The organism is Nocardia sp. CDC160 (assembly GCF_035818795.1).
Lineage (GTDB): Bacteria > Actinomycetota > Actinomycetes > Mycobacteriales > Mycobacteriaceae > Nocardia.
This window is the reverse complement of record NZ_JAYKYT010000004.1, coordinates 103,420-125,300: the sequence shown is the minus strand read 5'-3', so window position 1 is coordinate 125,300 and position 21,881 is coordinate 103,420. Positions and strand designations below refer to the sequence as shown.

26 protein-coding genes are annotated in these 21,881 nt (G+C 67.0%); 15 read left to right on the top strand and 11 right to left on the bottom strand.

Features of this window, described 5'->3' with window-relative positions:
- Positions 1–45: 45 nt before the first annotated feature.
- Positions 46–3,681, bottom strand: coding sequence for a cobaltochelatase subunit CobN (gene cobN / locus VMT40_RS21895; protein ID WP_326361719.1), 3,636 nt, complete (start codon positions 3,679–3,681; stop codon positions 46–48).
- Between the two features lie 322 nt (positions 3,682–4,003).
- On the opposite strand from cobN, the gene VMT40_RS21890 reads away from it, so the two are divergent.
- From VMT40_RS21890 to VMT40_RS21880, 3 genes are all read left to right on the top strand, one after another.
- On the top strand, positions 4,004–4,234 hold the full coding sequence (locus VMT40_RS21890) for a hypothetical protein (protein WP_326360449.1): 231 nt from the start codon (positions 4,004–4,006) through the stop codon (positions 4,232–4,234).
- 177 nt (positions 4,235–4,411) lie between these two features.
- The gene (gene cobG / locus VMT40_RS21885; protein WP_326360448.1) at positions 4,412–5,611 is read left to right on the top strand and encodes a precorrin-3B synthase; all 1,200 of its coding nucleotides are present in this window, start codon (positions 4,412–4,414) and stop codon (positions 5,609–5,611) included.
- A gap of 141 nt (positions 5,612–5,752) precedes the next feature.
- A complete protein-coding gene (locus VMT40_RS21880; RefSeq protein ID WP_326360447.1) occupies positions 5,753–6,304 on the top strand; it encodes a hypothetical protein in 552 nt (183 codons plus the stop codon).
- Here VMT40_RS21880 and ddaH read toward each other — a convergent pair.
- Positions 6,273–7,145 carry a dimethylargininase gene (gene ddaH, locus VMT40_RS21875; RefSeq protein ID WP_442790031.1) on the bottom strand — a complete coding sequence of 291 codons (873 nt, stop codon included), beginning with the start codon at positions 7,143–7,145 and terminating at the stop codon, positions 6,273–6,275. The two genes, VMT40_RS21880 and ddaH, sit on opposite strands and share 32 nt — an antisense overlap.
- A gap of 155 nt (positions 7,146–7,300) precedes the next feature.
- On the opposite strand from ddaH, the gene VMT40_RS21870 reads away from it, so the two are divergent.
- The 4 genes from VMT40_RS21870 (at position 7,301) to VMT40_RS21855 (ending at position 10,894) form a co-directional block, all read left to right on the top strand.
- Entirely contained in the window at positions 7,301–7,738 is a 438-nt protein-coding gene (locus VMT40_RS21870) for an Lrp/AsnC family transcriptional regulator (protein ID WP_326310721.1), read from the top strand.
- 161 nt (positions 7,739–7,899) lie between these two features.
- On the top strand, positions 7,900–8,535 hold the full coding sequence (locus tag VMT40_RS21865) for a precorrin-8X methylmutase (protein WP_326360445.1): 636 nt from the start codon (positions 7,900–7,902) through the stop codon (positions 8,533–8,535).
- A complete protein-coding gene (gene cobJ / locus VMT40_RS21860; RefSeq protein WP_326360443.1) occupies positions 8,532–10,313 on the top strand; it encodes a precorrin-3B C(17)-methyltransferase in 1,782 nt (593 codons plus the stop codon). Before VMT40_RS21865 ends, cobJ begins: the two co-directional genes overlap by 4 nt.
- Before the next feature lie 32 nt (positions 10,314–10,345).
- A complete protein-coding gene (locus tag VMT40_RS21855) occupies positions 10,346–10,894 on the top strand; it encodes a PadR family transcriptional regulator (protein WP_326360441.1) in 549 nt (182 codons plus the stop codon).
- Positions 10,895–10,942: 48 nt separating this feature from the next.
- Here VMT40_RS21855 and VMT40_RS21850 read toward each other — a convergent pair whose 3' ends face one another.
- Positions 10,943–11,269 carry a MerR family transcriptional regulator gene (locus VMT40_RS21850; RefSeq protein WP_326360440.1) on the bottom strand — a complete coding sequence of 109 codons (327 nt, stop codon included), beginning with the start codon at positions 11,267–11,269 and terminating at the stop codon, positions 10,943–10,945.
- Positions 11,270–11,404: 135 nt separating this feature from the next.
- Between VMT40_RS21850 and VMT40_RS21845 the strand changes: the two genes are divergently transcribed.
- Together VMT40_RS21845 and VMT40_RS21840 are read left to right on the top strand one after the other, a co-directional pair.
- Positions 11,405–11,827, top strand: a complete 423-nt coding sequence (locus VMT40_RS21845; protein WP_326360439.1) for an Hsp20/alpha crystallin family protein — start codon at positions 11,405–11,407, stop codon at positions 11,825–11,827.
- Positions 11,828–12,241: 414 nt separating this feature from the next.
- A complete protein-coding gene (locus VMT40_RS21840) occupies positions 12,242–12,442 on the top strand; it encodes a hypothetical protein (protein WP_326360438.1) in 201 nt (66 codons plus the stop codon).
- Positions 12,443–12,446: 4 nt separating this feature from the next.
- On the opposite strand, the gene VMT40_RS21835 is transcribed toward VMT40_RS21840, so the two are convergent.
- Both VMT40_RS21835 and VMT40_RS21830 read right to left on the bottom strand, forming a co-directional pair.
- On the bottom strand, positions 12,447–13,532 hold the full coding sequence (locus VMT40_RS21835) for an NAD(P)H-dependent amine dehydrogenase family protein (RefSeq protein WP_326360437.1): 1,086 nt from the start codon (positions 13,530–13,532) through the stop codon (positions 12,447–12,449).
- Complete coding sequence (locus tag VMT40_RS21830; RefSeq protein WP_326360436.1) at positions 13,529–14,569, bottom strand: Rieske 2Fe-2S domain-containing protein; 1,041 nt, start codon at positions 14,567–14,569, stop codon at positions 13,529–13,531. Before VMT40_RS21830 ends, VMT40_RS21835 begins: the two co-directional genes overlap by 4 nt.
- A 119-nt stretch (positions 14,570–14,688) precedes the next feature.
- Between VMT40_RS21830 and VMT40_RS21825 the strand changes: the two genes are divergently transcribed.
- Positions 14,689–15,297, top strand: coding sequence for a TetR/AcrR family transcriptional regulator (locus VMT40_RS21825; protein WP_442790051.1), 609 nt, complete (start codon positions 14,689–14,691; stop codon positions 15,295–15,297).
- 25 nt (positions 15,298–15,322) lie between these two features.
- Here the strand turns inward: VMT40_RS21825 and VMT40_RS21820 are convergent, their stop codons facing one another.
- From VMT40_RS21820 to VMT40_RS21805, 4 genes are all read right to left on the bottom strand, one after another.
- Positions 15,323–16,057 (bottom strand): cobalt-precorrin-6A reductase, encoded by a 735-nt coding sequence (locus VMT40_RS21820; RefSeq protein ID WP_326361716.1) that lies wholly within the window; start codon positions 16,055–16,057, stop codon positions 15,323–15,325.
- The gene (locus VMT40_RS21815) at positions 16,054–16,635 is read right to left on the bottom strand and encodes a hypothetical protein (protein ID WP_326360435.1); all 582 of its coding nucleotides are present in this window, start codon (positions 16,633–16,635) and stop codon (positions 16,054–16,056) included. The genes VMT40_RS21820 and VMT40_RS21815 overlap by 4 nt, the downstream gene beginning before the upstream one ends.
- A gap of 168 nt (positions 16,636–16,803) precedes the next feature.
- Positions 16,804–17,553, bottom strand: a complete 750-nt coding sequence (gene ppgK / locus VMT40_RS21810) for a polyphosphate--glucose phosphotransferase (protein ID WP_326360434.1) — start codon at positions 17,551–17,553, stop codon at positions 16,804–16,806.
- A 79-nt stretch (positions 17,554–17,632) separates the two neighbouring features.
- A complete protein-coding gene (locus tag VMT40_RS21805) occupies positions 17,633–18,592 on the bottom strand; it encodes an acyl-ACP desaturase (RefSeq protein WP_326360433.1) in 960 nt (319 codons plus the stop codon).
- A gap of 33 nt (positions 18,593–18,625) precedes the next feature.
- On the opposite strand from VMT40_RS21805, the gene VMT40_RS21800 reads away from it, so the two are divergent.
- From VMT40_RS21800 to VMT40_RS21780, 5 genes are all read left to right on the top strand, one after another.
- Positions 18,626–18,985 (top strand): hypothetical protein, encoded by a 360-nt coding sequence (locus tag VMT40_RS21800; RefSeq protein ID WP_326360432.1) that lies wholly within the window; start codon positions 18,626–18,628, stop codon positions 18,983–18,985.
- A 53-nt stretch (positions 18,986–19,038) separates the two neighbouring features.
- A complete protein-coding gene (locus VMT40_RS21795) occupies positions 19,039–19,257 on the top strand; it encodes a hypothetical protein (RefSeq protein ID WP_326360431.1) in 219 nt (72 codons plus the stop codon).
- On the top strand, positions 19,229–19,600 hold the full coding sequence (locus tag VMT40_RS21790) for a DJ-1/PfpI family protein (RefSeq protein WP_326360430.1): 372 nt from the start codon (positions 19,229–19,231) through the stop codon (positions 19,598–19,600). Before VMT40_RS21795 ends, VMT40_RS21790 begins: the two co-directional genes overlap by 29 nt.
- A gap of 133 nt (positions 19,601–19,733) precedes the next feature.
- Positions 19,734–20,060, top strand: a complete 327-nt coding sequence (locus tag VMT40_RS21785) for a PTS sugar transporter subunit IIB (protein ID WP_326360429.1) — start codon at positions 19,734–19,736, stop codon at positions 20,058–20,060.
- A 124-nt stretch (positions 20,061–20,184) separates the two neighbouring features.
- Complete coding sequence (locus VMT40_RS21780; RefSeq protein WP_326360428.1) at positions 20,185–20,613, top strand: DUF4189 domain-containing protein; 429 nt, start codon at positions 20,185–20,187, stop codon at positions 20,611–20,613.
- 3 nt (positions 20,614–20,616) lie between these two features.
- On the opposite strand, the gene VMT40_RS21775 is transcribed toward VMT40_RS21780, so the two are convergent.
- Both VMT40_RS21775 and VMT40_RS21770 read right to left on the bottom strand, forming a co-directional pair.
- Entirely contained in the window at positions 20,617–21,021 is a 405-nt protein-coding gene (locus VMT40_RS21775; RefSeq protein ID WP_326360427.1) for a ribonuclease domain-containing protein, read from the bottom strand.
- A 93-nt stretch (positions 21,022–21,114) separates the two neighbouring features.
- Complete coding sequence (locus VMT40_RS21770; protein ID WP_326360425.1) at positions 21,115–21,879, bottom strand: lytic transglycosylase domain-containing protein; 765 nt, start codon at positions 21,877–21,879, stop codon at positions 21,115–21,117.
- Positions 21,880–21,881: the final 2 nt, after the last annotated feature.

The window sequence follows — 21,881 nt, the reverse complement described above, 5'->3', positions numbered from 1 at the left end:
TGTCCTGCGCGTCACCCCGACACGCCGCCGTCGACCGGAATTCGCTTACTCCAGTTCGCCTTCGGTTTCCAGGTAGATCTGCCGCAGCCGATCCAGCGTCTCGGCCTCGGGCTGCTCCCAGAGTTTCCGCTCCGCCGCCTCCAGCAGCCGCTCCGCAATACCGTGCAGCGCCCATGGATTCGACTGTTCCATGAACTTCCGGTTGGTCTCGTCGAAAACATAGGATTCGGCGAGCTTTTCATACATCCAATCGGCGACCACATTCGTGGTGGCGTCGTAGCCGAACAGATAGTCGACGGTGGCGGCCATTTCGAACGCGCCCTTGTAGCCGTGCCGCCGCATCGCCTCGAGCCAGCGCGGATTCACCACGCGCGCACGGAAGACGCGGGTGGTCTCCTCCGACAGGGTCCGGGTGCGCACCGCGTCGGGACGGGTGCTGTCACCGATGTAGGCCTCCGGGTTCTTTCCGGTGAGCGCGCGCACCGCCGCGACCATGCCGCCGTGGTACTGGAAGTAGTCGTCGGAGTCGGCGATGTCGTGTTCGCGGGTGTCGGTGTTCTTGGCCGCCACCGCGATTCGCCGGTACGCGGTGCGCATATCGTCGGCGGCGGGCGCGCCGTCGAGATCGCGGCCGTAGGCGAATCCGCCCCAGGCGGTGTACACCTGCGCCAGATCGTCATCGGTGCGCCAGCTCTTGGAGTCGATGAGCTGCAGCAGGCCCGCACCGTAGGTGCCCGGCTTGGAGCCGAAAATGCGTGTGGTGGCGCGGCGTTGGTCGCCGTGCTCGGCCAGGTCGGCCTGGGCGTGGGCGCGCACGTAGTTGGATTCGGCGGGCTCGTCGAGCTCGGCGACCAGGCGCACCGCATCGTCGAGCAGGGCCAGCACGTGCGGGAAGGCGTCGCGGAAGAAGCCGGAGATGCGCACGGTCACGTCGATACGCGGGCGGCCCAGCTCCTCCAGGGAGATGGCTTCCAGGCGAGTCACGCGGCGGCTGGCCTCATCCCACACCGGCCGCACACCCAGCAGGGCGAAGACCTCGGCGATGTCGTCGCCGGAGGTCCGCATGGCCGAGGTGCCCCACACCGACAGACCCACCGAGCGCGGGTACTCGCCGTGGTCGGCCAGATACCGGGCCAGCAGCGAATCCGCCATGGCCTGACCGGTTTCCCACGCCAGCCGCGACGGCACCGCCTTGGGATCGACCGAGTAGAAGTTGCGCCCGGTCGGCAGCACATTGATCAGACCGCGCAGCGGCGAACCACTCGGACCGGCCGGGATGAATCCGCCGTTCAGCGCGTGCAGGATTCGCGCGATCTCGACACCGGTCTGCCGCAACCGCGGCACCACCTCGGTGGCCGCGAACCCGAGCACCCGGCGCACCTCGGCCAAAGGCCCTGCCACCTCGGTGATTCCGGCCGCCTCGGCCAGCTCACCGCCGAGCAGGGTTTCGGTGACCGCATCGATGGAGTCGACATCCCAGTCGACCTCCTGCATGGCCGACACCAGTTCGCGCGCCAGCCGCTCGAACGCGTCCACCCGCTCGCGGGCCTCGTCCCCGGCTTCGCTGAGCCCCAACGCTTCTCGCAGACCCGGCACATTGACCTCGCCGCCCCACAGCTGCCGCGCGCGCAGCATGGCCAGCACCAGATCGACCTCGGACTCCCCCGCCGGGGCCTCACCGAGAACGTGCAGGCCGTCGCGGATCTGCACGTCCTTGATCTCGCACAGCCAGCCGTCGACGTGCAGCAGCATATCGTCGAAGACGTCCTCGTCGGGCCGCTCGGTCAGGCCCAGATCGTGGTCCATCTTGGCCGCGCGCATGAGCGTCCAGATCTGCTGGCGAATGGCGGGCAGCTTGGCCGGATCCAGCGCCGAGATATTCGCGTGCTCGTCGAGCAGTTGCTCCAGACGTGAGATGTCGCCGTAGGTTTCGGCGCGCGCCATTGGCGGAATGAGGTGGTCGACCAGGGTGGCGTGGGCGCGGCGCTTGGCCTGGGTGCCCTCACCCGGGTCGTTGACCAGGAACGGGTAGATCAACGGCAGATCCCCCAGGGCGGCATCGGTACCGCAGGAGGCCGACATACCGAGGGTCTTGCCGGGCAGCCACTCCAGATTGCCGTGCTTGCCCAGGTGCACCACGGCCTCGGCGGCGAAGCCCTCCGGGGCGGCCAGCCAGCGGTAGGCGGCCAGATAGTGGTGGCTCGGCGGCAGATCCGGGTCGTGGTAGATCGCGACCGGGTTCTCACCGAACCCGCGCGGCGGCTGCACCATCAACACCACATTGCCGAAACGCAGTGCGGCGATGACGATCTCACCCTTGGGGTCGGCCGAACGATCGACATACAGCTCACCCGGCGGCGGTCCCCACGCCTCGATGACGGCCTCGCGCAGATCCTCGGGCAACGTCTCGAACCACTGCGCGTACAGATCGGCCCCGATACGAATCGGGTTGCCCTCCAACTGTTCCGCGCTCAACCAATCCGGATCCTGGCCGCCCGCGGCGATCAAGGCGTGAATCAGCGCGTCGCCATCACCCTGCTCCAGGCCAGGAATCTCGCCCGGCTCGCCGAGATCGTAACCGACCGAACGCATCTCGGCGAGCAGCTTGATGGCACTCGCCGGAGTGTCCAGACCCACCGCGTTGCCGATGCGGGCGTGCTTGGTCGGGTACGCCGACAGCACAAGCGCGATCTTCTTCTGCGCGGCCGGAATGTGCCGCAGTCGGGCGTACCGCACCGCGATACCCGCGACCCGCGCCGCGCGCTCCGGATCGGGCACATAGGTCGACAGCCCGTCGGCGTCGAATTCCTTGAACGAGAACGGCACCGTGATGATGCGCCCGTCGAACTCCGGCACCGCCACCTGGGTGGCCACATCCAGCGGCGAGAGACCGTCGTCATTGGCCTCCCACTGCGCACGGCCGCTGGTGAGGCAAAGCCCCTGCAGGATCGGCACATCCAGATCCGCGAGCGCGCCCACATCCCAGGCCTCGTCATCGCCGCCCGCCGAGGCGGTCGCGGGCTTGGTGCCACCCGCGGCCAGCACGGTCACCACCAGCGCATCGGCCTTGCGCAACTCCGCCAGCAACTCCGGCTCGGCGGTGCGCAGCGAGGCACAGTACACCGGCAGCGCCCGCGCGCCCTTGTCCTCGATGGCCGAGCACAGCGCGTCGATGTAGCCGGTGTTCCCGGCCAGATGCTGGGCGCGGTAGTAGACGACCGCCACCGTCGGGGCGCCGTCCGCGATCTCCCGCGAATCCCGTTCCAGCTCACCCCAGCTCGGCATCTCCACCGGCGGCTCGAACCCGTGCCCGGTGAGCAGCACCGTGTCGGACAGGAAGTTGTGCAGCTGTAGCAGGTTTCGCGGCCCGCCCGCCGCCAGGTAGTTGTGCGCGTCCGCCGCCACACCGCCCGGCACCGTAGAGCACTCCATCAGCTCCGCGTCCGGCGCGATCTCACCGCCGAGTGCCACCATCGGAATCCCGCTGGCGCGCACCGTCTCCAGCCCCGCCTCCCAGGCGCGCTTACCGCCCAGAATGCGCACGATCACCAGCTCGACGCCCTCGAGCAGCCCGGGCAGATCCTCCGGCAGCAAACGCGCCGGATTCGCGAGCCGATACTCGGCCCCGCTGGCACGCGCGCTCAGCAGATCGGTGTCGGACGTGGACAGCAGCAGAATCACAGGTCTCAAGCCTTCCTAGGGTGACGCGCCCAGCACGGTTCGGCGCCCGCCGGAAGGTCTGACTGTCACAGTGGCGCGACCGCACCGGAATTGCACCGGTTTCTTCCGTTCGACGAGCTCGCCGATGCTATCGCGCCCGGTCGCGAACGCCGTCAACGCGCCCGGATCACAGTGCGGCAAAGGCTCGTCCGCAACCCTGGGCGACCGACCGGTTCGACCGTATGCTGCGGGTATGCCAACCACTCCAGGATGGGTCAGGCGGAATCGCTTTGCTGCCTGGTCGGGATACTTTTGCGCACTGGTTGCTTTCGCAACGCTGGCCATGGCTCTCACGGCCGCCGGATCCGGTCACACACAGTGGGCCATGCTCGCGGGCATCATCTGCGCCGCGACCATCCTCTTCGGCATCACCGTCTTGACCACCACCGTCCACCGCGACCACGTTGAACACCACAACGTCCCCAGCCTCCTCAACGACACCTGGGAAACCACCCCCGCCTTCGCCCGCCGCCGCGGCGCCCCCAAGGCAATAGAACCCCACCGCGCAGGCTGACCCACCCACCCAAAGCTCCGGAGCCCCCCGCTCCGGAGCTTCCTTTTTCTCATCCACACACGCGCGATTTCCATGCATAAATCGCAATATCTCTAGATTTGGATACCCAAAACAGACCACGCGAGATGGTGACCACCGCGTGCCCGACCTCGGCGTCCTCCGTAGGCTGGGGAGGTCATGACGCGATCCGATCCCGATTCCTGCCCGGGCGTGCTGCGCCTGCACGAGGCAGCCGACGGTCCCCTCGCCCGCATTCGCGTGCCCGGCGGGCAGCTCTCCCCCGAGCAACTCCAGGCTCTCGCGGCGGCGGCCGTCGACTTGAGCGACGGCAATATCGAACTCACGTCGCGCGGCAATGTGCAGTTCCGGCAGGTCCGCGATGCGGCGGCGCTGAGTGAGCATCTCACCGCGGCGGGCCTGCTGCCCAGCGCCACCCACGAGCGGGTGCGCAACATCATCGCCTCTCCCCTCTCGGGCCGAGTCGGCGGCTGGACCGATGTGCATCCCCTGGTCCCCGCCCTCGACGCGGGTCTGCGCGCCGCCCCCCGCCTGGCCGAGCTGCCCGGCCGCGTCCTGTTCACCCTCGACGACGGCCGCGGCGACGTCAGCGGCCTGGGCGGCGACATCGGCATCCACGCCCTCGACGAGAACACCTACGCACTCCTGTTGGCGGGCAACGACACCGGCGTCCGCGTCCCACCCGCCGAAGCCGTCGACCTCATGCTCGCGGCCGCCCACAGCTTCCTCGAACTCCGCGACGCCCAGTGGCGACTCCACGAAATCCCCGACGGCCGAGCCCGAGTCACCGACCACCTCCTGACCGCCCGCACCGACCTCGACGCGTCCGGCGACCCCATCGAAGTCGTTGCGCGCCAAGACATCCCGATCGGCTGGCTGACCCAACACGACGACAAGATCGCCCTCGGCGCGGGCGTCCGCCTCGGCTCCCTCCCCGCCCGCACCGCCGAATTCATCGCCGCCATCGAACGCCCCATCCTCCTCACCCCCTGGCGCAGCCTGGTCATCACCGACCTCGACGAATGGCCCGCCGAACAGGTCGTCCGAGTCCTCGCCCCCATGGGCCTGATCTTCGACGCCAACTCCCCCTGGCTCCAGGTCAGCGCCTGCGCAGGCATGCCCGGCTGCGCCAAATCCCTGACAGACGTCCGCGCCGACGCCACCGCCGCCGTCGACTCCGGCCGCGTACTCCCCACCGCCACAACCCAATCCCCCCGCGAGGGCCTGGACTCCACCGAGGTAATCGCCTCCGGCCGCCAACACTGGTCCGGCTGCGACCGCCGCTGCGGCCGCCCCAAGGGCGCGGTAACCGACATCATCGCCACCCCAGACGGCTACACCATCACCCCGGCGGACTAGCCACCCCGACGAGCATGCAATTCAGCAGGCAAACGTCGAGAAGACTCCTGCTGAATTGCATGCTCGTGGGATTGCGCCACCCGAGCGGGGGTCTGGGGGCAGAGTGGGGGTAGCGGAGGCGATCGAGTTGGGGAGGCGGGTATGACTGCGGCGCGGATCAGTGATGATGAGATTGCGGGGATGTCGGATGAGGAGCGGCGGGAGCTGATTCGGCGGTTGCAGCCGCCGCCCGAGCGAGTGCTGCCGCGGCCCGAGGTGGTGAAGGTGCATCGGCGGGTTCGGTTGGCGCTGATGGTCGGCGGCTGTATCGCCCTGATTCCCTGGATCGTGTATCTCGGGTTCTCGCTGCCGACCGAGTATTACGCGCGGCACTGGTCGATGGCCTGGATCGGTTACGACATCCTGCTGGTGCTGATGATGGCGACCACCGCCTACCTGGGGTGGAAGCGCCGCGTCATGCTGGTACTCCCGGCCTTCGCGACCGGAATCCTGCTGCTCGTGGATGCCTGGTTCGACATCGTGACCGCCGGTGCCGGGGACATCTGGATGTCCGTCGGCACGGCGGTCCTCGGCGAGATTCCCTTGGCGGGCCTACAGATCAGCGGTGCGATCATGCTGCTGCGTTTTCTCGTGCTCGCGCATCCGCTGCACGATCCGGCGATCAGTCCGTTCCGGACGCGTCTCCCGTTTTGACGCGATGCAGTTCGAGGGTGCAGCATTTCACGCTGCCACCGGACTTCAGCAGCTCCGACAGGTCGATCCCGACCGGTTCGTAGCCTCGTGCGCGCAGTTGCTCGGCGAGCCCGGTCGCCTTCTCGGTGAGAAAAACGTGGTACCCGTCGCAGACACCGTTCAGGCCGAGCACATTCGCGTCCTCGTCGCTGGCGATGATCGCGTCCGGATACAGCTGCGCGAGCAGTCGGGCGCTCGGTCCGCTGAAGGCGGCCGGGTAGTAGGCGATGGTGTCGTCGAGCACCATGAGGGCGGTGTCGAGGTGGTAGAAGCGCGGGTCCACCAGCTCCAATGAGACGACCGGCAATCCGAAGAACTCGGCCACCTCTTCGTGCGCGCCACGGGCGCTACGGAAGCCGGTTCCGGCCAGAATCCGCTCCCCGGCAATGGCGAAATCGCCTTCACCCTCATTGATTTCGCGAGCCGCGGCGACGGCGGCGAATCCCTGGGCGGCCATCCATTCGTGGTAAGCCGGGCCTTCTTGCGCGCGTTCGGGATTGGCGAAGCGAGCCGAGAGCGCACGGTCGCCGACAATGAGTCCGCCATTGGCGGCAAACACCATATCCGGCAGTCCCACAACGGGTTCGATGACCTCGACCCGATGCCCATGGGCCTCGTAGGCGGCCCGCAACGCATCCCACTGCGCGAGCGCCAGGGCGGTGTTCACGGGGTCGGAGGTGTCCATCCACGGATTGATCGAATACGTCACCTCGAAGTGCTCCGGGCGGCACATGAGGTAGCGGCGGGGAACGGGCCGACGGGCGGCGGGATCACGGGCGGGCAGGGTGGCTACGGACGTCAACGAGACTCCCTCGGTGGCGGCGCGGACGGGGCTGAGCTGAAGGTATGTGGCGTACCGTTGCGTGGGAAATAGCGATTCATTGCGTTGATCATGGATCTTACGGCGATTCATTGTGCGGAGACGCTGCGAGTGCACGATTGCGAAAGGAACGATCCGTGGACGATCTAGACCGCCAGATCCTCTCCCACCTGCTCGACCACGCCCGCGCCTCGTTCCAGGACATCGGCGCCGCCGTCGGACTGTCCGCCCCCGCGGTGAAGCGCCGCGTCGACAAGATGGTCGCGGGCGGCCAGATCACCGGCTTCACCGCAGTCGTCAATCCAGCCGCCCTCGGCTGGCGCACCGAGGCCTACGTCGAGGTCTTCTACCGCGACAACATCTCCCCCGCCGAACTCCGCCGCAGCCTCGAACCCATCCCCCAGGTGGTCGGCGTCTGGACAATCGCGGGCGAGGCCGACGCCCTCGTCCACGTCATGGCCACCGACATGGCCGAAATCGAAGCCACCGTCGAGCGAATCCGCGAAAACGCCCGAGTCGGCCGCACCCGCAGCAACATCGTCATGTCCCGCCTCCTCGAACGCCCCCGCACCTGACCGCCCCCGACTCCGCCCGATACCGCCGAGCGCACCCAGCCCATATCGCCGAGCGCTTCGGTCGATATGTCCGGCCGCGATGCCCAGGCGAATTCGGGCGATGTGGGCGGGCGCACCACCCGCTCATGGCCGCTCGCGGGCCGAAATCTAGGGTGGACGGCATGTCCGACGTGCGTACCAGCTACCTCAAAGACGGGGCCGAGATTTATCGGCGCTCGTTCGCGACCATTCGGGCCGAGGCCGATCTGGCTCGGTTTCCCGCGGATGTGTCGCAGGTGGTGGTGCGGATGATCCACGCTTGCGGGCAGGTGGATCTGGCGGAGGATGTGGAGTTCAGCACCGATGTGGTGGCCAAGGCGCGAGCCGCGTTGCGGGCCGGTGCGCCGATCTTGTGCGACGCCAATATGGTCGCCTCGGGGGTGACCCGTAAGCGGTTGCCCGCCGACAACGAGGTGCTGTGCCTGCTGCGCGACGAGCGGGTGGCCGAGCTGGCGGCGCGCATCGACAACACCAGATCGGCTGCGGCCCTGGAACTTTGGCGTGACCGCCTGGACGGGGCGGTGGTGGCCATCGGCAATGCCCCGACCGCGCTGTTCCATCTGCTCGACATGCTCGACGCGGGCGCGCCCCGCCCGGCCGCGGTGCTCGGGATTCCCGTCGGCTTCATCGGTGCCGCCGAATCCAAGCAGGCTCTCGCCGAGTACGGCGGCGTCGAGTTCCTGACCGTCCGTGGCCGACGTGGCGGCAGCGCGATCACCGCCGCCGCCCTCAATGCGATTGCGAGCGAACAAGAATGAGCAAGCTCTGGGGCGTGGGTCTGGGCCCCGGCGATCCGGAACTGGTGACGGTCAAGGCCGCGCGCGTGATCGCCGAGGCCGATGTCATCGCCTTCCATAGCGCCCGCCACGGCCGCAGCATCTCGCGCGCGATCGCCGCGCCGTACATGCGTGAGGGCCAGCTCGAAGAGCACCTGGTCTACCCCGTGACCACCGAGACCACCGACCACCCCGGCGGCTACCAGGGCGCGATCGACGAATTCTACGAGCGCGCAGCGGCTTTGCTGGCCGACCACCTCGCGGCGGGCCGCACCGTTGCGCTGCTCGCCGCCGGTGACCCGCTGTTCTACAGCTCCTTCATGCACATGCATCGCCGCCTGGCCGACCGCTTCGACACCGAGATCATCCCCGGCGTCACCTCGGTCAGCGCCGCCTCCGCCGCCCTGGGCACCCCTCTGGTCGAAGGCGAACAGGTCCTGACCGTACTCCCCGGCACCATGCCCACCGAGGAACTCACCCGCCGCCTCCGCGAAACCGACGCCGCCGCCATCATGAAGCTCGGCCGCACCTTCCCCGGTGTCCGCCAAGCCCTTTCGGACTCCGGCCGCCTCGACGACGCCTACTACGTAGAACGCGCCAGCTCCACCAAACAACGCATCCTCCGCGCCGCCGACGTCGACGACGCCAGCGTCCCGTACTTCGCCATTACGATCGTCCCAGGCCCGCAACCAGCGACGCGCATTCCCCTGACCTCGGCGGCCACCGACGCCGCCGCGATGAGCGAGTGGAAACCGGCCTCGACCACCAACGAATCCCCTGGCGTCGACGCCGATTCCACAACCCGACAGCAGGTCGCGGAAATCGGCGCGGTGGCCGCCGACAGTGCCGCGGCGAGCCAACGAGATGCCATCACGTCCGCCACGGGCGGTGCGACCACCGGGTCGGCAGCGGAAACTGTTGCGGCGCAGCCGAACCAGTCCAGCACAAGCTTTGCCACCGCTCCGGGCGTGGCGCTCGGCGCTTCTACGCCACCGGGCGCGTCGCGGCGGGACCGAGTGGGCGAAGTCGTCGTAGTCGGGCTTGGTCCGGGCGCGGAGGGGTGGACCACGCCAGAGGTCGCGCAGGCGCTGGCGGAGGCTACCGATATCGTCGGGTATGCGACCTACGTGAACCGGGTGCTCGTGCGGCCGGGGCAGCGGCGGCATGCGAGTGACAATCGGGTTGAATCCGAGCGGGCCGCAATGGCTTTGGATATGGCCAAGGCGGGGGCCAAGGTGGTTGTGGTGTCGTCGGGGGATCCCGGGGTGTTCGCCATGGCGGCGGCGGTGATCGAGGAGTCGGCGGATCCGCAGTGGCGGGACGTGCCGGTGCGGGTGTTGCCGGGGGTGACGGCGGCCAGTGCGGTGGCCAGTCGAATGGGTGCGCCGCTGGGGCACGATTTCGCCATGATCTCGCTGTCGGATCGGCTGAAGCCGTGGGAGACGGTGGCGCAACGGATTTCGGCGGTGGCGTCGGCGGATATGGCCTTCGCCGTCTACAACCCGGCGTCCTCGCAGCGCCAATGGCAGGTGGCGGCCATGCGGGAGCTGGTGCTCGAGCATCGCAAGCCGGAGACGCCGGTGGTGATCGGCCGCGACGTCGGCGGTCCGACCGAGTCGGTGCGGGTGGTCTCGCTCGCCGACCTGGATCCGGCGGAGGTGGACATGCGAACCCTGTTGATCGTCGGCGCGTCCACGACCACGGTGTTCGACGCGGCCGGTGGCCCCCGGGTGTTCACCTCGCGTCGCTACGGCGACTAATATTCCACTGTAGAACGTAGCTGGAAGGAGTGGTGGTGCCAGAAGACAAAGCTCGACGCCCGCTCAACTCGACGGCCGCGTCCCTACTCGGCTTCCTCCATCAGGGCGAAATGTCCGGATGGGATCTGGTGGCGATGGCACAGGAGCGCATCGGCGACTTCTGGACCATCACCCAGAGCCAGGTCTACCGGGAGCTGGCCACCATGCATCAACTCGGACTCGTCGAGAAGGGCGAGTCCGGTGCCCGCGACCGCACCCCGTATCGGATCACCGAGGACGGCCGAGAAGCGTTCGCGGAGTGGATCGCCCGCGATCCGGGCGCGGAAACCATCCGCGTCCCCCTGCTGCTCACGCTGTCCTTCGGCGAATTCGTGGACCCGGCCCGGCTGGAACGCATTGTCGCGGCCAACCGCACGGTCCACGAACAGCGACTCTCGGGCTACCTGTCCGGCCAGGACGAGCAGCGCATGTCCCCGTTCGAGCGCGCCACCCTCGATTTCGGCATCCGCTACGAGCGCGCCGTGCTCGAATGGTTCGACCGCCTGCCCGAACTCCTGGATCGCACCAGCCGCCTGTCCTGAAACCGGCCCCCACACCGGGATCCGTTCGACGCTCACCCGCATCGTGCCTCAGCGCCGACCGCGCTCGCGCTCGCGTCGCGCGCTGAGTTCCGAATTGGATTCGCGCAGTATCGCATTGGCATCCTCGAGCTCGAGGATGCGCCGGATCCCGGCGAGGTTGACGCCCTGCGCGACCAGCGCGGTAATGCGCGCGACCCGATGGAGGTCGTCGCCGCTGTAGCGACGGGTGCCGCCCGCGCTGCGGGTGGGGGTAATGAGTCCGTGCTGCTCGTAGAGCCGCAGTGTCTGAACTCCGACTCCGGCCAGTTCGGCGGCCACCGAGATCGTGTACACGGCCTGCGTCGAGGACGGCAGATGGCTCGGTTCGCTGCTCATAATCACCCACCTCAGATTATCTGTCGTCGAGCCTTGCACTCTCATGGCTCGAGTGCTAAATAATATCTCTGTCAGATGACATAGGTTATCTGAGTTCCCTTCAAACGAGAATGGAGTGAGTTGGAGGTGGCGACCATGCTGATGCGCACCGATCCCTTCCGTGACTTGGATCGTTTGACTCAGCAGGTGTTCGGCACACCGGCGCGTCCGGTGGTGATGCCGATGGACGCCTGGCGCGACGGAGACCAGTTCTTCGTGGAATTCGACCTGCCCGGCATCGATCCGGATTCCCTCGACCTGGACGTCGAACGCAATGTGATCACCGTGCGAGCCTCCCGCCCGCAGCTGGACCAGAATCGGTCGATGATCGCCGCCGAACGCACCCGCGGCGAATTCAGCCGCCAGCTGTTCCTCGGCGAGAACCTCGACACCGAACAGATCCGCGCCGACTACAGCGACGGAGTCCTGCGCCTGACCATCCCGATCGCCGAACAGGCCAAGCCGCGCAAGATCGAGATCGCCCGCCACGACGGGCAGCGTCAGGCCATCAACGCCTGACGCGGCGCGGTTCCAGCGCGGGTGAGCCCGCCCGACGACAGCGTGCGGGCCCACCCGGCCCCGACGCTCGCACACCCGAATCGGACACACCCATGACAACCGCAATCCTCGATACCGACTACGCCCCGCCCGCAGACACGGACCGTGAACCGACCGAGCCCGTCGTGTACCTCCTCGAAGGCAACGTCCGGCCCTGGTGGAAATCCGTGATGCCACCGGCGATGCCCGCCGATCCGGCGACGCCCAGATCACCGGACCCTCGACACCCTCGGGCCCGCAACCCCCATCTACCGCGAACCAGGCCCGCCAGGAGCGCCGCATACCGCTGACGACGCGGCCGTGAAACCGCTTGCGGTGCACCAGGACAACGATCTGAAAGACACGCTGTCTCATGGCTGAGGAGGTGCTGTCCCGATGCAGGACGTCGAACGCTCACCGGATCTGCTGGCCTCGATCCAGGTGCGCTGGTCGCCGGAGCGAGAGGCGTTCGTCGCATCGTCGGACCGCTACCCCGGCCTGACGTACTGCGACCGGTGGTCGTCCCTGGCCGCTGTGGACGGGCTCATCGAAGCCGCCAGTGCCGACGCCTTCCGCGATCGACTGTCGTCAGCCTGATAGCTCAACGCCGGAATCTGCCCGCGAAGGCTCGCAGCGGCAGGTCGGCGCTGGTAATGATGCCGGGGCGGGCTGCGACAACGGATTTGATCGCATTGAGGGCGGGCAGGCCGGTGACCGTCATGCCGAGGGAGGCGAAGTTCTCGGGGTCGGTCATGTCGAAGCCCTTGGGCGGCAGGATCATATGCTTGCTGTAGATGGTGGGGTCGCCGGTGATGCGAGTGATGTAGCAGCCCTTGATGTTCCACGACGGCTCGGTGTGCGGGGTCATCTGCCATTCGAGGTGGGATTCGATGCGCGGCACGCCGTCGACCATCCCTTGGTATTTGATGTAGTTGGCCCCGAGCGAGCCCTTGGGCAGGGCGTACCAGCCGAGGTCGATGTCCTTGGTGCACGCGCCGAGTTCGTAGCGGAAGGCGACCTCGTCGAGTTCGAGGCCGAAGGCGTCGGCCATCAGGTAGACGGCGTCGGCGAAGACCGCGGTGTACCTGTGCAGTGAATCCGGGATGGTCGGATCGTCGACCGGGCGGCCGTAGCCGACCGCCTTCCAGGTGTCGACGGAGTGGTGGCAGGAGACATCCACCGATTCGATGACGGTGACGTTCTCGATATCGGCGACATCGGCGCTGTTCACGATGCCCATGATCTGGCACAGGCCAGGATTCATGCCGGTGCCGTAGAAGGTGGAACCGCCTCGCTCGCAAGCGGATTGGATGATCTCGCTGACCTTGCGCCCGGACGGGTGCGGATGGTTGGTGTCGCGATGGAAGCCGGTGATCCAATCCGCCGTGGTGACCACATCGATCCCGGCCTCGAGGACCTTCTCGTAGAGGTCCTCGTCGGGGAATACGCCGTGGAAGGTCAGCACGTCGGGCCGGGCGGCGATGATCTCGTCCACGGACCCGGTCGCGACCACTCCGATCGGGTCGATCCCGGCGATCTCACCGGCGTCGCGGCCGATCTTGTCCGGCGAGTAGCAGTGCAGCCCAACAAGTTCCAGGTCGGGATGATTGCGGATGCGGCCGATCATCTCGCTGCCGACATTGCCGGTCGCGACCTGGAAGACGCGGATCTTGTCTGCGGAGTTCATCGGGTACGGGCCCTTCGATCGATGCCGTCGTGTGGAGGTTCCGGCGCGGCGTCGGCCGCCTCGGGGTAGAACTGTCGCGCCCAAGCCCGCAAGGAGGTGAATCCCTCGAATTCCTTGCGCGACAAGGCAGGTGGGTCCGAATACCGCTGGTGCGACCAGATCGCGATGTCGGCCTCGAACTGGCCGATCACGTAGTCGGCCATCGCCTTTCCGTACGGCGTGATCTCCGGCCCGTCCTCGCCGCGTTTGCGGCCGATCCACACGGTGAAGCGAACATCGCAGGTGTACTCGTCCACCGGTGTCACCGCGGGCATGGTGCGGTTGTCGACCATCCCCCAGCTCTTGGTGATCGAGCAGCCCAGCCCGGCGTTGATCGATTCGACGCCGCTGTGCACGTCGTCCTGGGTCACCCCGGCGTCGAAGGCGATGGTGAAGTCGACATACGAGACGGGCCCGGAGAAGTCGTGGCGGGTGAATTCCGGCACGAACGGCGTCTTGTGCACGAATTTGAAGTGCGCGAAGTCGACTCCGTTCTCCAGCACATATTGCGGGTGCAGTTCGAGTCCCGGCCGGTACAGGGTTGCCGCCGGGACCGGAGGATAGTAGTCGTCCGCGGTCTTACCGTCACCGAAGGCCGCGAAGAGGTCGGGAACCTCGAAATACGGTGGGCGGCCGTCGATGTCGAACCAGATCCACACCGCCTCATTGCGCTCGACCACCGGATAACTGCGAATGCGGCGGCCCTTGTTCGGGTGGCTCTCGTAGGGGATGCACACATTGCGCCCCTCCCGATTCCACTCCCACCCGTGGAACGGGCACACCAGATTCTCGCCCTCGACGTGCCCGCCGTAGCCGAGGTGCGCCCCCAAATGCTCACAGTAGGCATCGAATACCGCGATCTGCCCCAAAGCCGTTCGCCACGCGACCATTTCGCGCCCGAAGTACGTCATGGTGTGCACGGCCCCCACACCGATCTCGGCGCTCCAGGCCACTTGGAACCAGCCTGTCGGCCGCATGGGCAGCGGTGGTTTCGCCATCTCGATCCTCCGGGCAGCGCGGTGAGAATCACCGTAGAAGCCGCCGACACAAAATACAAGAGCCCTCTATGAAACTTGATCTCGCAGGTCGAGGGCTACAATCTGGCTTCGTGACAGAGGTGGCGGCGGGAGCTCGACGCGCGAATCGACGCGGCATCCAATCCCGGGAGAGCATGCTCGAGGCGGCCATCGCCTCGCTCGCCACCGGTGACCCGGCCGCGGTCTCGGGCAATCGAATCGCCCGCGATATCGGCGCGACCTGGGGCGTGATCAAATACCAATTCGGCGATATCGATGGCCTGTGGGCCGCGGTGCTGCGCCACACCGCCGACAAACGCGGCGACCTGCCCGCCGCCATCGCACGCGAAGGCACACTGGCGCAGCGGGTTTCCACCCTCGTCCACGCCATGGCCGCGGGCCTGCGTCAACCCGAGTCCCTGGCCATCGAAACCCTGCGCGCGGCCCTGCCCCGCGATCACGCCGAACTCGAACGCGAATACCCCCGCACCGCCGCCGAACTCGCCTCCTGGAAACCCAACTGGGACAACGCCTGTCAACGCGCCTTCGCCGATCTGAACCTCGACCCGGTCAAGGTCCGCAAGGTCGCCGCCCTCATCCCCGCCGCCATGCGCGGCATCACCTCCGAACGCACCCTCGGCACCTACGGCGACCTCGACGACGCCCTGGAGGCATTGATCGGCGGCATCGTCGCCTACCTCGACCGGTGATCGTCACGGCGTCGGCAACGCGTAGTCAGCGCTGCGAGCGCAACCAATCCCAAGCGGCCTGCACGGTTTCCACCTGCTCCGCGCCTGCGGGCAGGGCAGGACGGTCGATCATGACAACCGGGATACCGAGTGTCCTGGCGGCGGTGAGCTTGGCCTCGGTCAGTGCTCCCCCGCTGTCCTTGGTGACCATGACATCGATGCGCCGCTCGGTCAGCAGTGCGGTTTCCTCCTCGACGCTGAAAGGTCCTCGCGCCAAAAGCAATTCGCGCCGCTCGGGCACCGGCCCCTCGGGCGGATCGATGGCGCGTATGAGAAACCAGGCGTCCGAATCCGCGAACGCGGCCACGCCTTGACGGCCAATGGTCAGGAAGACCCGATCCCCCAGTCCCTCGAGCGCCTTCGCCGCGGCAGTCAGATCCGGCACCCGAATCCAGCTATCCCCCGCCTGCTCGGCCCACCCGGGCCGCCGCACATGCAACACCGGTAGCCCCAGAGCGGCCGCCGCGGCAGCCGCGTTAGCGGTGATCCCCCCGGCGAACGGGTGTGTGGCATCCACGACGACCTGAATCCCGTTCTCCGCCAGCCACTCCCGCAGCCCGTCGACTCCCCCGAATCCCCCCACGCGAACCTCACCGACTGGCAGCACGGGTTCGCGTACGCGCCCGGCGAGCGAGGACACGATCTCGAATCCCCGCTCGCCGGAAGCGATGTCGGCCAGTTCCCGGGCTTCCCGGGTCCCGCCCAGAATCAGCGTTTTCAGGGCTGCCCACTGAAGTACGCCGAGCCCGAATCGATGAGCGGCTGCCCACCGGCGATCAGCAGACCGATGAGCGCACCGAACGGCAGCCCGATACCGAAGAACAGCGCACCGACGATCGCGCCGATCACGCCACCCAGCGCCGCATGCTGCAACTCGGAGAAGAACCACTCCTGCGAGCTGATGTCCTTCACATTCGTGATCGGTGCGTTGATCGGCGTCAGCGTGACCTCCCGCCCGTCATTGTCCACCGCGGCCGCCAGATCGACATTCTTCCCATCGATCACGCTCGACAAGTTCAGCTTGGTGACCAGCGCGCCATCATCATTGCGCACCTCCATCGACTTGGTCGCCGCGTTCACGGTGATCCGCCCACCGGTCACCTGCGTAATGATGCTGCCGCCGTCCTGCGCCAGCTGCACCACATAGTCGACGCCCTGCTGACTACCCTTCACCTGCGGCGCGGCCTGCTCCTGCACGGCCGGAGCCGGATCCGCGGGCGCGGCATAGCTGGTCCCGGCGGCAACCCCGGTGGCCGCGACGGCAATAAACGCGGTGGCCACGAACTTCGTGTACTTCATGAATCTCCCAATAGAGCGAGTACCGAACCCGACAACTCTCGGATTCCAGCTGGTCACCCTACCGTTGACGCAGCGATGTTTCAGTCTGAATGACTCACCGGTGCCATCCGAATGGCTCAATCGCGCACCCGCGCGGAGTCCCTCGCTATTCGGTGGCGTACGCGGGCGTCATTCGGTGGCGTACGCGGGTGTTGTGGCCATGGCGGCGCCGACGATTCCGGCGTCGTTGCGGAGGGTGGCGGGAACGATCGTCGCCCGGATGCCCTCGAGCAAGGGAACGAACTTGTCGGCCTTCTTGCTGACCCCGCCGCCGATAATGATCAGCTCCGGCGACAGCAGGGCTTCCATGTAGCGCAGGTAGTCCTGGACTCGGCCCGCCCATTTGCCCCAGCTCAGGTCGTGCAGTTCGCGTGCCTGTTCGGACACCCGTGTTTCGGCGTCGTGGCCGTGCAGGTGGATATGCCCGAACTCGGTGTTGGCCACCAGTTTTCCGTCGGTGAACAGGGCGCTGCCGATCCCGGTGCCGAAGGTGAGCATGAGCACGGTCCCGGTGACTCCCTTCCCCGCCCCGAAGGTCACCTCGGCGATGCCCGCCGCATCCGCGTCGTTGAGCACCCGAACCGGCTGCCCGACCGCCCGGCCCAGCAACTCCCGCGCGTTCATGCCGATCCACGCGGCATCGAGGTTGGCCGCGGTGCGGGTCTCACCGCCCACGACCACACCGGGAAAGGTCACGCCGATCGGACCCGACCAATCGAAGGCCGCGACCAACTCGCGAACGACCTCCGCCACCGCATCCGGTCCCGCCGGATGCGGCGTCTCGATCCGCTTCCGTTCGGCCAACAGCGTCCCGACCGCCACATCGACGGGAGCCGCCTTGATGCCCGTGCCACCAATATCGATTCCGAGCGCGTGCATCCCGCCAGCCTAACCGCCCGCCCGCCACCGCCCCTGCTGGACTGGACGATCACGGGCCATTCGATGCGGCCGGTCCGCGCTAGCCGATGGCGGCGGCCGTGCCGGTGCGGGCGGCCTCGCGCTCGAGCAGGCGGGCTCGCTGTTCCTCGAAACGGGCTACATCACGTCCCAATTTCTCGAGGTAGGTGGCGAGTTCCTCGCGACTGTTCTCACCGCGAGCCGTGAAGTCGGTGCGGCCGAACACATTCCAGAACCTCAGCACCGGCATCAATACCTCGTCGAGATGTTGACGCAGATCGTAGATTCCGTGCTTGACCATCAGCACGCCGTTGCGGCGCCAGTTCGGCATGCCGTGTCCGGGCATCGCGAAATTCTGCACGATCTTGGTCACCGATTCCATGGTCTGATCGGGGGCGAGATCGTAGGCGGCGGCGGTGATATTGCGGTAGAAGATCATGTGCAGGTTCTCGTCGGTGGCGATGCGGGCGAGCATGCGATCGGCGATCGGATCGCCGCAGACCCGTCCGGTACTGCGATGGCTGACCCGCGTCCCGAGTTCCTGGAACGTCACATAGGCGACCTGATCGAGCACCCCGCCGAACTCGTGCGGCGCATGCACGCCCCGGGTCATGTGCACCATGCGGTCGTTCTCCAAGGCGACCGGGTCGACACCGCGGGTCACCACGAGGTAGTCGCGCATGGCGATGGCGTGGCGGTTCTCCTCGGCGGTCCAGCGCCCCACCCACGTGCCCCACGCGCCGTCCTGGGAAAAGTTCTCGGCGATCGTGCGGTGATAGGATGGCAGGTTGTCCTCGGTGAGCAGATTGGTGATCATCGCGACCTTGGCCACCTCGGACAGTCGCGACTGCTCGGGTGACCAGTCGATACCACCCATCGCTTCGAAATTGCGGCCCTCGTCCCAGGGCACGTAGTCGTGGGGGTTCCAGTCCCTGACCGTGGCCAGGTGTCGGTCCAGGTTTTCACCGACAACCGGCTCCAATTCCGACAACAGTTCCAATTGAGTCAAATCGATTGCCATGAACGCCCTTCGGATGTCGACGAGCAGAAATCGATGGATGCGAAAGAAGACCGAACGAGAGGTATGACGGGCACAACCGTAGACCACGAGACCGGTCCTGTTCGGCAGATGCGCGTCGGTGTGGCGCGCCCACCGAGAATGCCGGGCGTAAAAGACACCATCGGGGTTAATGCGGTGGGTATGAACGGTGATGACGAGATCGACTGGGCGGACGAACCACCTCCGACGGCCGAGCAGCTCGATGAGGATGCGCTCGACGCGGATCCCCTGGAAGAGGGGGCCGAGGCGGCGGATGAGTGGGAGCCGGTGGGGGAAGTTGGGTATGGGGATGATCTTGATGATGAATCGGTTGCTCGGTATCTCGCGGCGGAGGAGCCCGATGTGGAGCCGTGAGGGTTCGGGGGCGCGGGGGCGGGTACGGCGAGGGGATGATGAAAGGAGTTGGTATGTCGGCAGAACTCGAGGGTGTGCGCGTGCTGATACTCACCTCCAATACTGGAGTTGAGCATGATGAGTTGATGGTTCCGCGGGAACAGTTGCGGGCGCGCGGGGCGCTGGTCACGCATGCGGCACCGGAGAAGGACGGGGTGCACACCTTCCGCCATGACCTGGAGCCCGCCGAGATCGTGCGGCCCGATGCCGCTCTCGACGACGCATCCCGATGATTACGACCTGTTGGTGCTCCCCGGCGGTACCGTCAATGCCGACAAACTCCGAATCGATGACAGCGCAAGGCAACTCGCCCGCTCGCTGACTGCCGCGGGTATTCCGATCGCGGCGATCTGCCACGGGCCCTGGCTGCTGATCGACGCCGCGGTGGTTACCGGGAAGACCCTGACCTCCTATCCGTCGCTGCGCACCGATCTGCTCAATGCGGGAGCCTCCTGGCTCGATGCGCCGGTCGTGCACGACGATCAGCAGGGCTGGACGCTGATCACCTCGCGCACCCCCGCCGACCTGCCCGATTTCATTGCCGCCATCACCGATCACATGACCGCTCAGCCCTGAATCGCCTCTCCCCGGGACGCGGTGCGGGAGTTATTCTGAGAGGGCGACTTTGGCGCACTTCGCCGAAACCTGTTGCGAAGCATGCGCGCTCCTCAATCTTTCACCCGGGATTCTGCGAGAAGGGTTGTGCGCTATGAATATTCTCCTTGTCGATTCCGACAATCAGCACGAAACACACGAACCGGCCACGGTGGCGGTGATGGACGCCATTCAGCATGCCGGGCAGGAGCGCGGGGTGCAGGTCACCATTCACGCGGCCGGATTGGGAGAGTTGCACGGTCATGTCGATTCCGAGGTGGATGGCATTCTGCTCGCGCCCCAGGTCAGGCATCTGAGGACGACGGTCACGACCGCGGCGGACACCCGCACCCCGGTCGCTCGCATTACCGCTCGGGACTATTCGTCGGCGGATGGGCGGGCAATTCTGTCGACGGTGTTCGCATTGGTGGATCACCATTAGCAAAGAGCCGGTCACAGCTCGATTGTCCGGATTGTCGGGACCTGTGGAACGAGTGCGCGGTACCGTGCCTGAGGGAATGTCCGGATCGTTCAGGTGCTGCAATCTCGCCACAGGGAGAAGGCTCATGAGCAGATCATTCGAGGCTTTCGGCATGTCGATCGTCGCCGCCGTCGCGGTCGTGACCTGCGGGACCGGTGTCGCGGCCGCGGAAGCGGGACCGGACGGCCACTACTACGGGTCGATGGCCGGGGAGATTCTCGGCGATCAGGTGGCCGCCATGTGGGGCGTCAACTATCCCGACTGGGGTGAGGCGGATGCGGCGGCCCTGTCATTCTGCGAAACCGACCATTGCCAGGTGCTGGCGCGTTTCGTCGATGGCTGCGGCTCCATCGCCGTCAAGAACGACACGCTGATGGGCGGTGTCGGCCGCACCCAGGGCGATGCCGAGGGCGCGGCCATGGGCGCGTTCGGGCCGCCGGACCTGGTGTCGATGAGCGCCGGGCAGCCGGGACCGCAGGTCGTGCACTCGGAGTGCACCGCGAATTCGGGGTAGCGGTCAGCGCATTCGGGTGAAGGTGGCGTAGTGGTCGTCGGTGTACCACGCCGAGCCGTCGTCACCGGTGACAATGCGCTCCGCGTCGCGGGACTGGCCGGGGATCTTGCAGTTGACGTCCCACTCCAAATAGCGGACGCCGCTGGGCAATTGGCCGTCGCGGTTGCGCCAGACGGTGCCGCCGTGGGTGCCCGGGCAATCGGCCGGGGGCCACTTGCCCTGATCGATCAGATCCAGGGTGGTCCAGGCCCGCTGCGGAATCGACCCGGCCACCAGGTGCATCTGGGCGACCGCCCCGGGAGCCGGGTGCTGCGCGACCGGCGTACCCGATAGGAACAGGGCGGCCGCCGCGAGCAGCGTGACCCCGACGGCAATCGCGTTGTGCCACACAACCTTCAGCGTCGTCATGCTTCGAGCACACACGGCCGGTCTGAACCCGGCGTCACCACGACCTTTCCCGCGAGTAAATTCCCGGCCACCGCGACCCACCGGCCACGGTGCTCAGGCGTCGTATCCGGTTGCCGCGCTGCGGACCTGATCGACGTAGACACCGGAGTGGTTGTAGGCCAAGATCGCCTGACGCCAGCCGTGGGCCGTGGCCAGATCGCCGCCCGAGGCACATAGATAGCGCGCGGCGGCCAGGGCCGCATCGTCGATATTGTCCGGGCTTCCCGAAAGCGCGGTACTGGCAGCGGGTTTGGCGTTCTCGAGGGCCTCGGCGAGGGCGTTGTAGTCGGCGTCGGCACGAACACCCCACCGTTTCCAGGTGTCCGGAATGAACTGGAACGGCCCCATCGCCCGGGCGTACACCGTGTGTCCGGTGCTCGCGCTGGCACCCGGATCGACGATCACCCCATTGCCGCCCGTGCCATTGAGTGCGACGCCGCGGATCACGGGTCGCACCGACCCGTCGGCGGCGATGGTCGCGCCGCCGAACCGCGCGTGATTGCTTTCCACGCGGGCGATTCCGGCCAAGGTGGTCCAGCCGAGATGGCAGTTCGGTTGCGCCTTGGCCATGACGACGGTCGCGTATCCGTACGCCTGGAGTGCGCGCAATGGAATGCCGTATTTGGAGGAGCTGGCCTGGGACCAGTCCCGGAGCTGGTCGAGCTTGTGCTCGACCGCGTCGAGCCGAATCGCCGGGACCGGGCCACCGGCACCGGGCGGTGCGGGATCGGGGGTCCGGTCGACGGTACCGCAGCCCGCGACCGAAACCGACACCGCGGCAATCGAAATCGCCAGTACGAGGCGAGCGTCTACCCGCACGG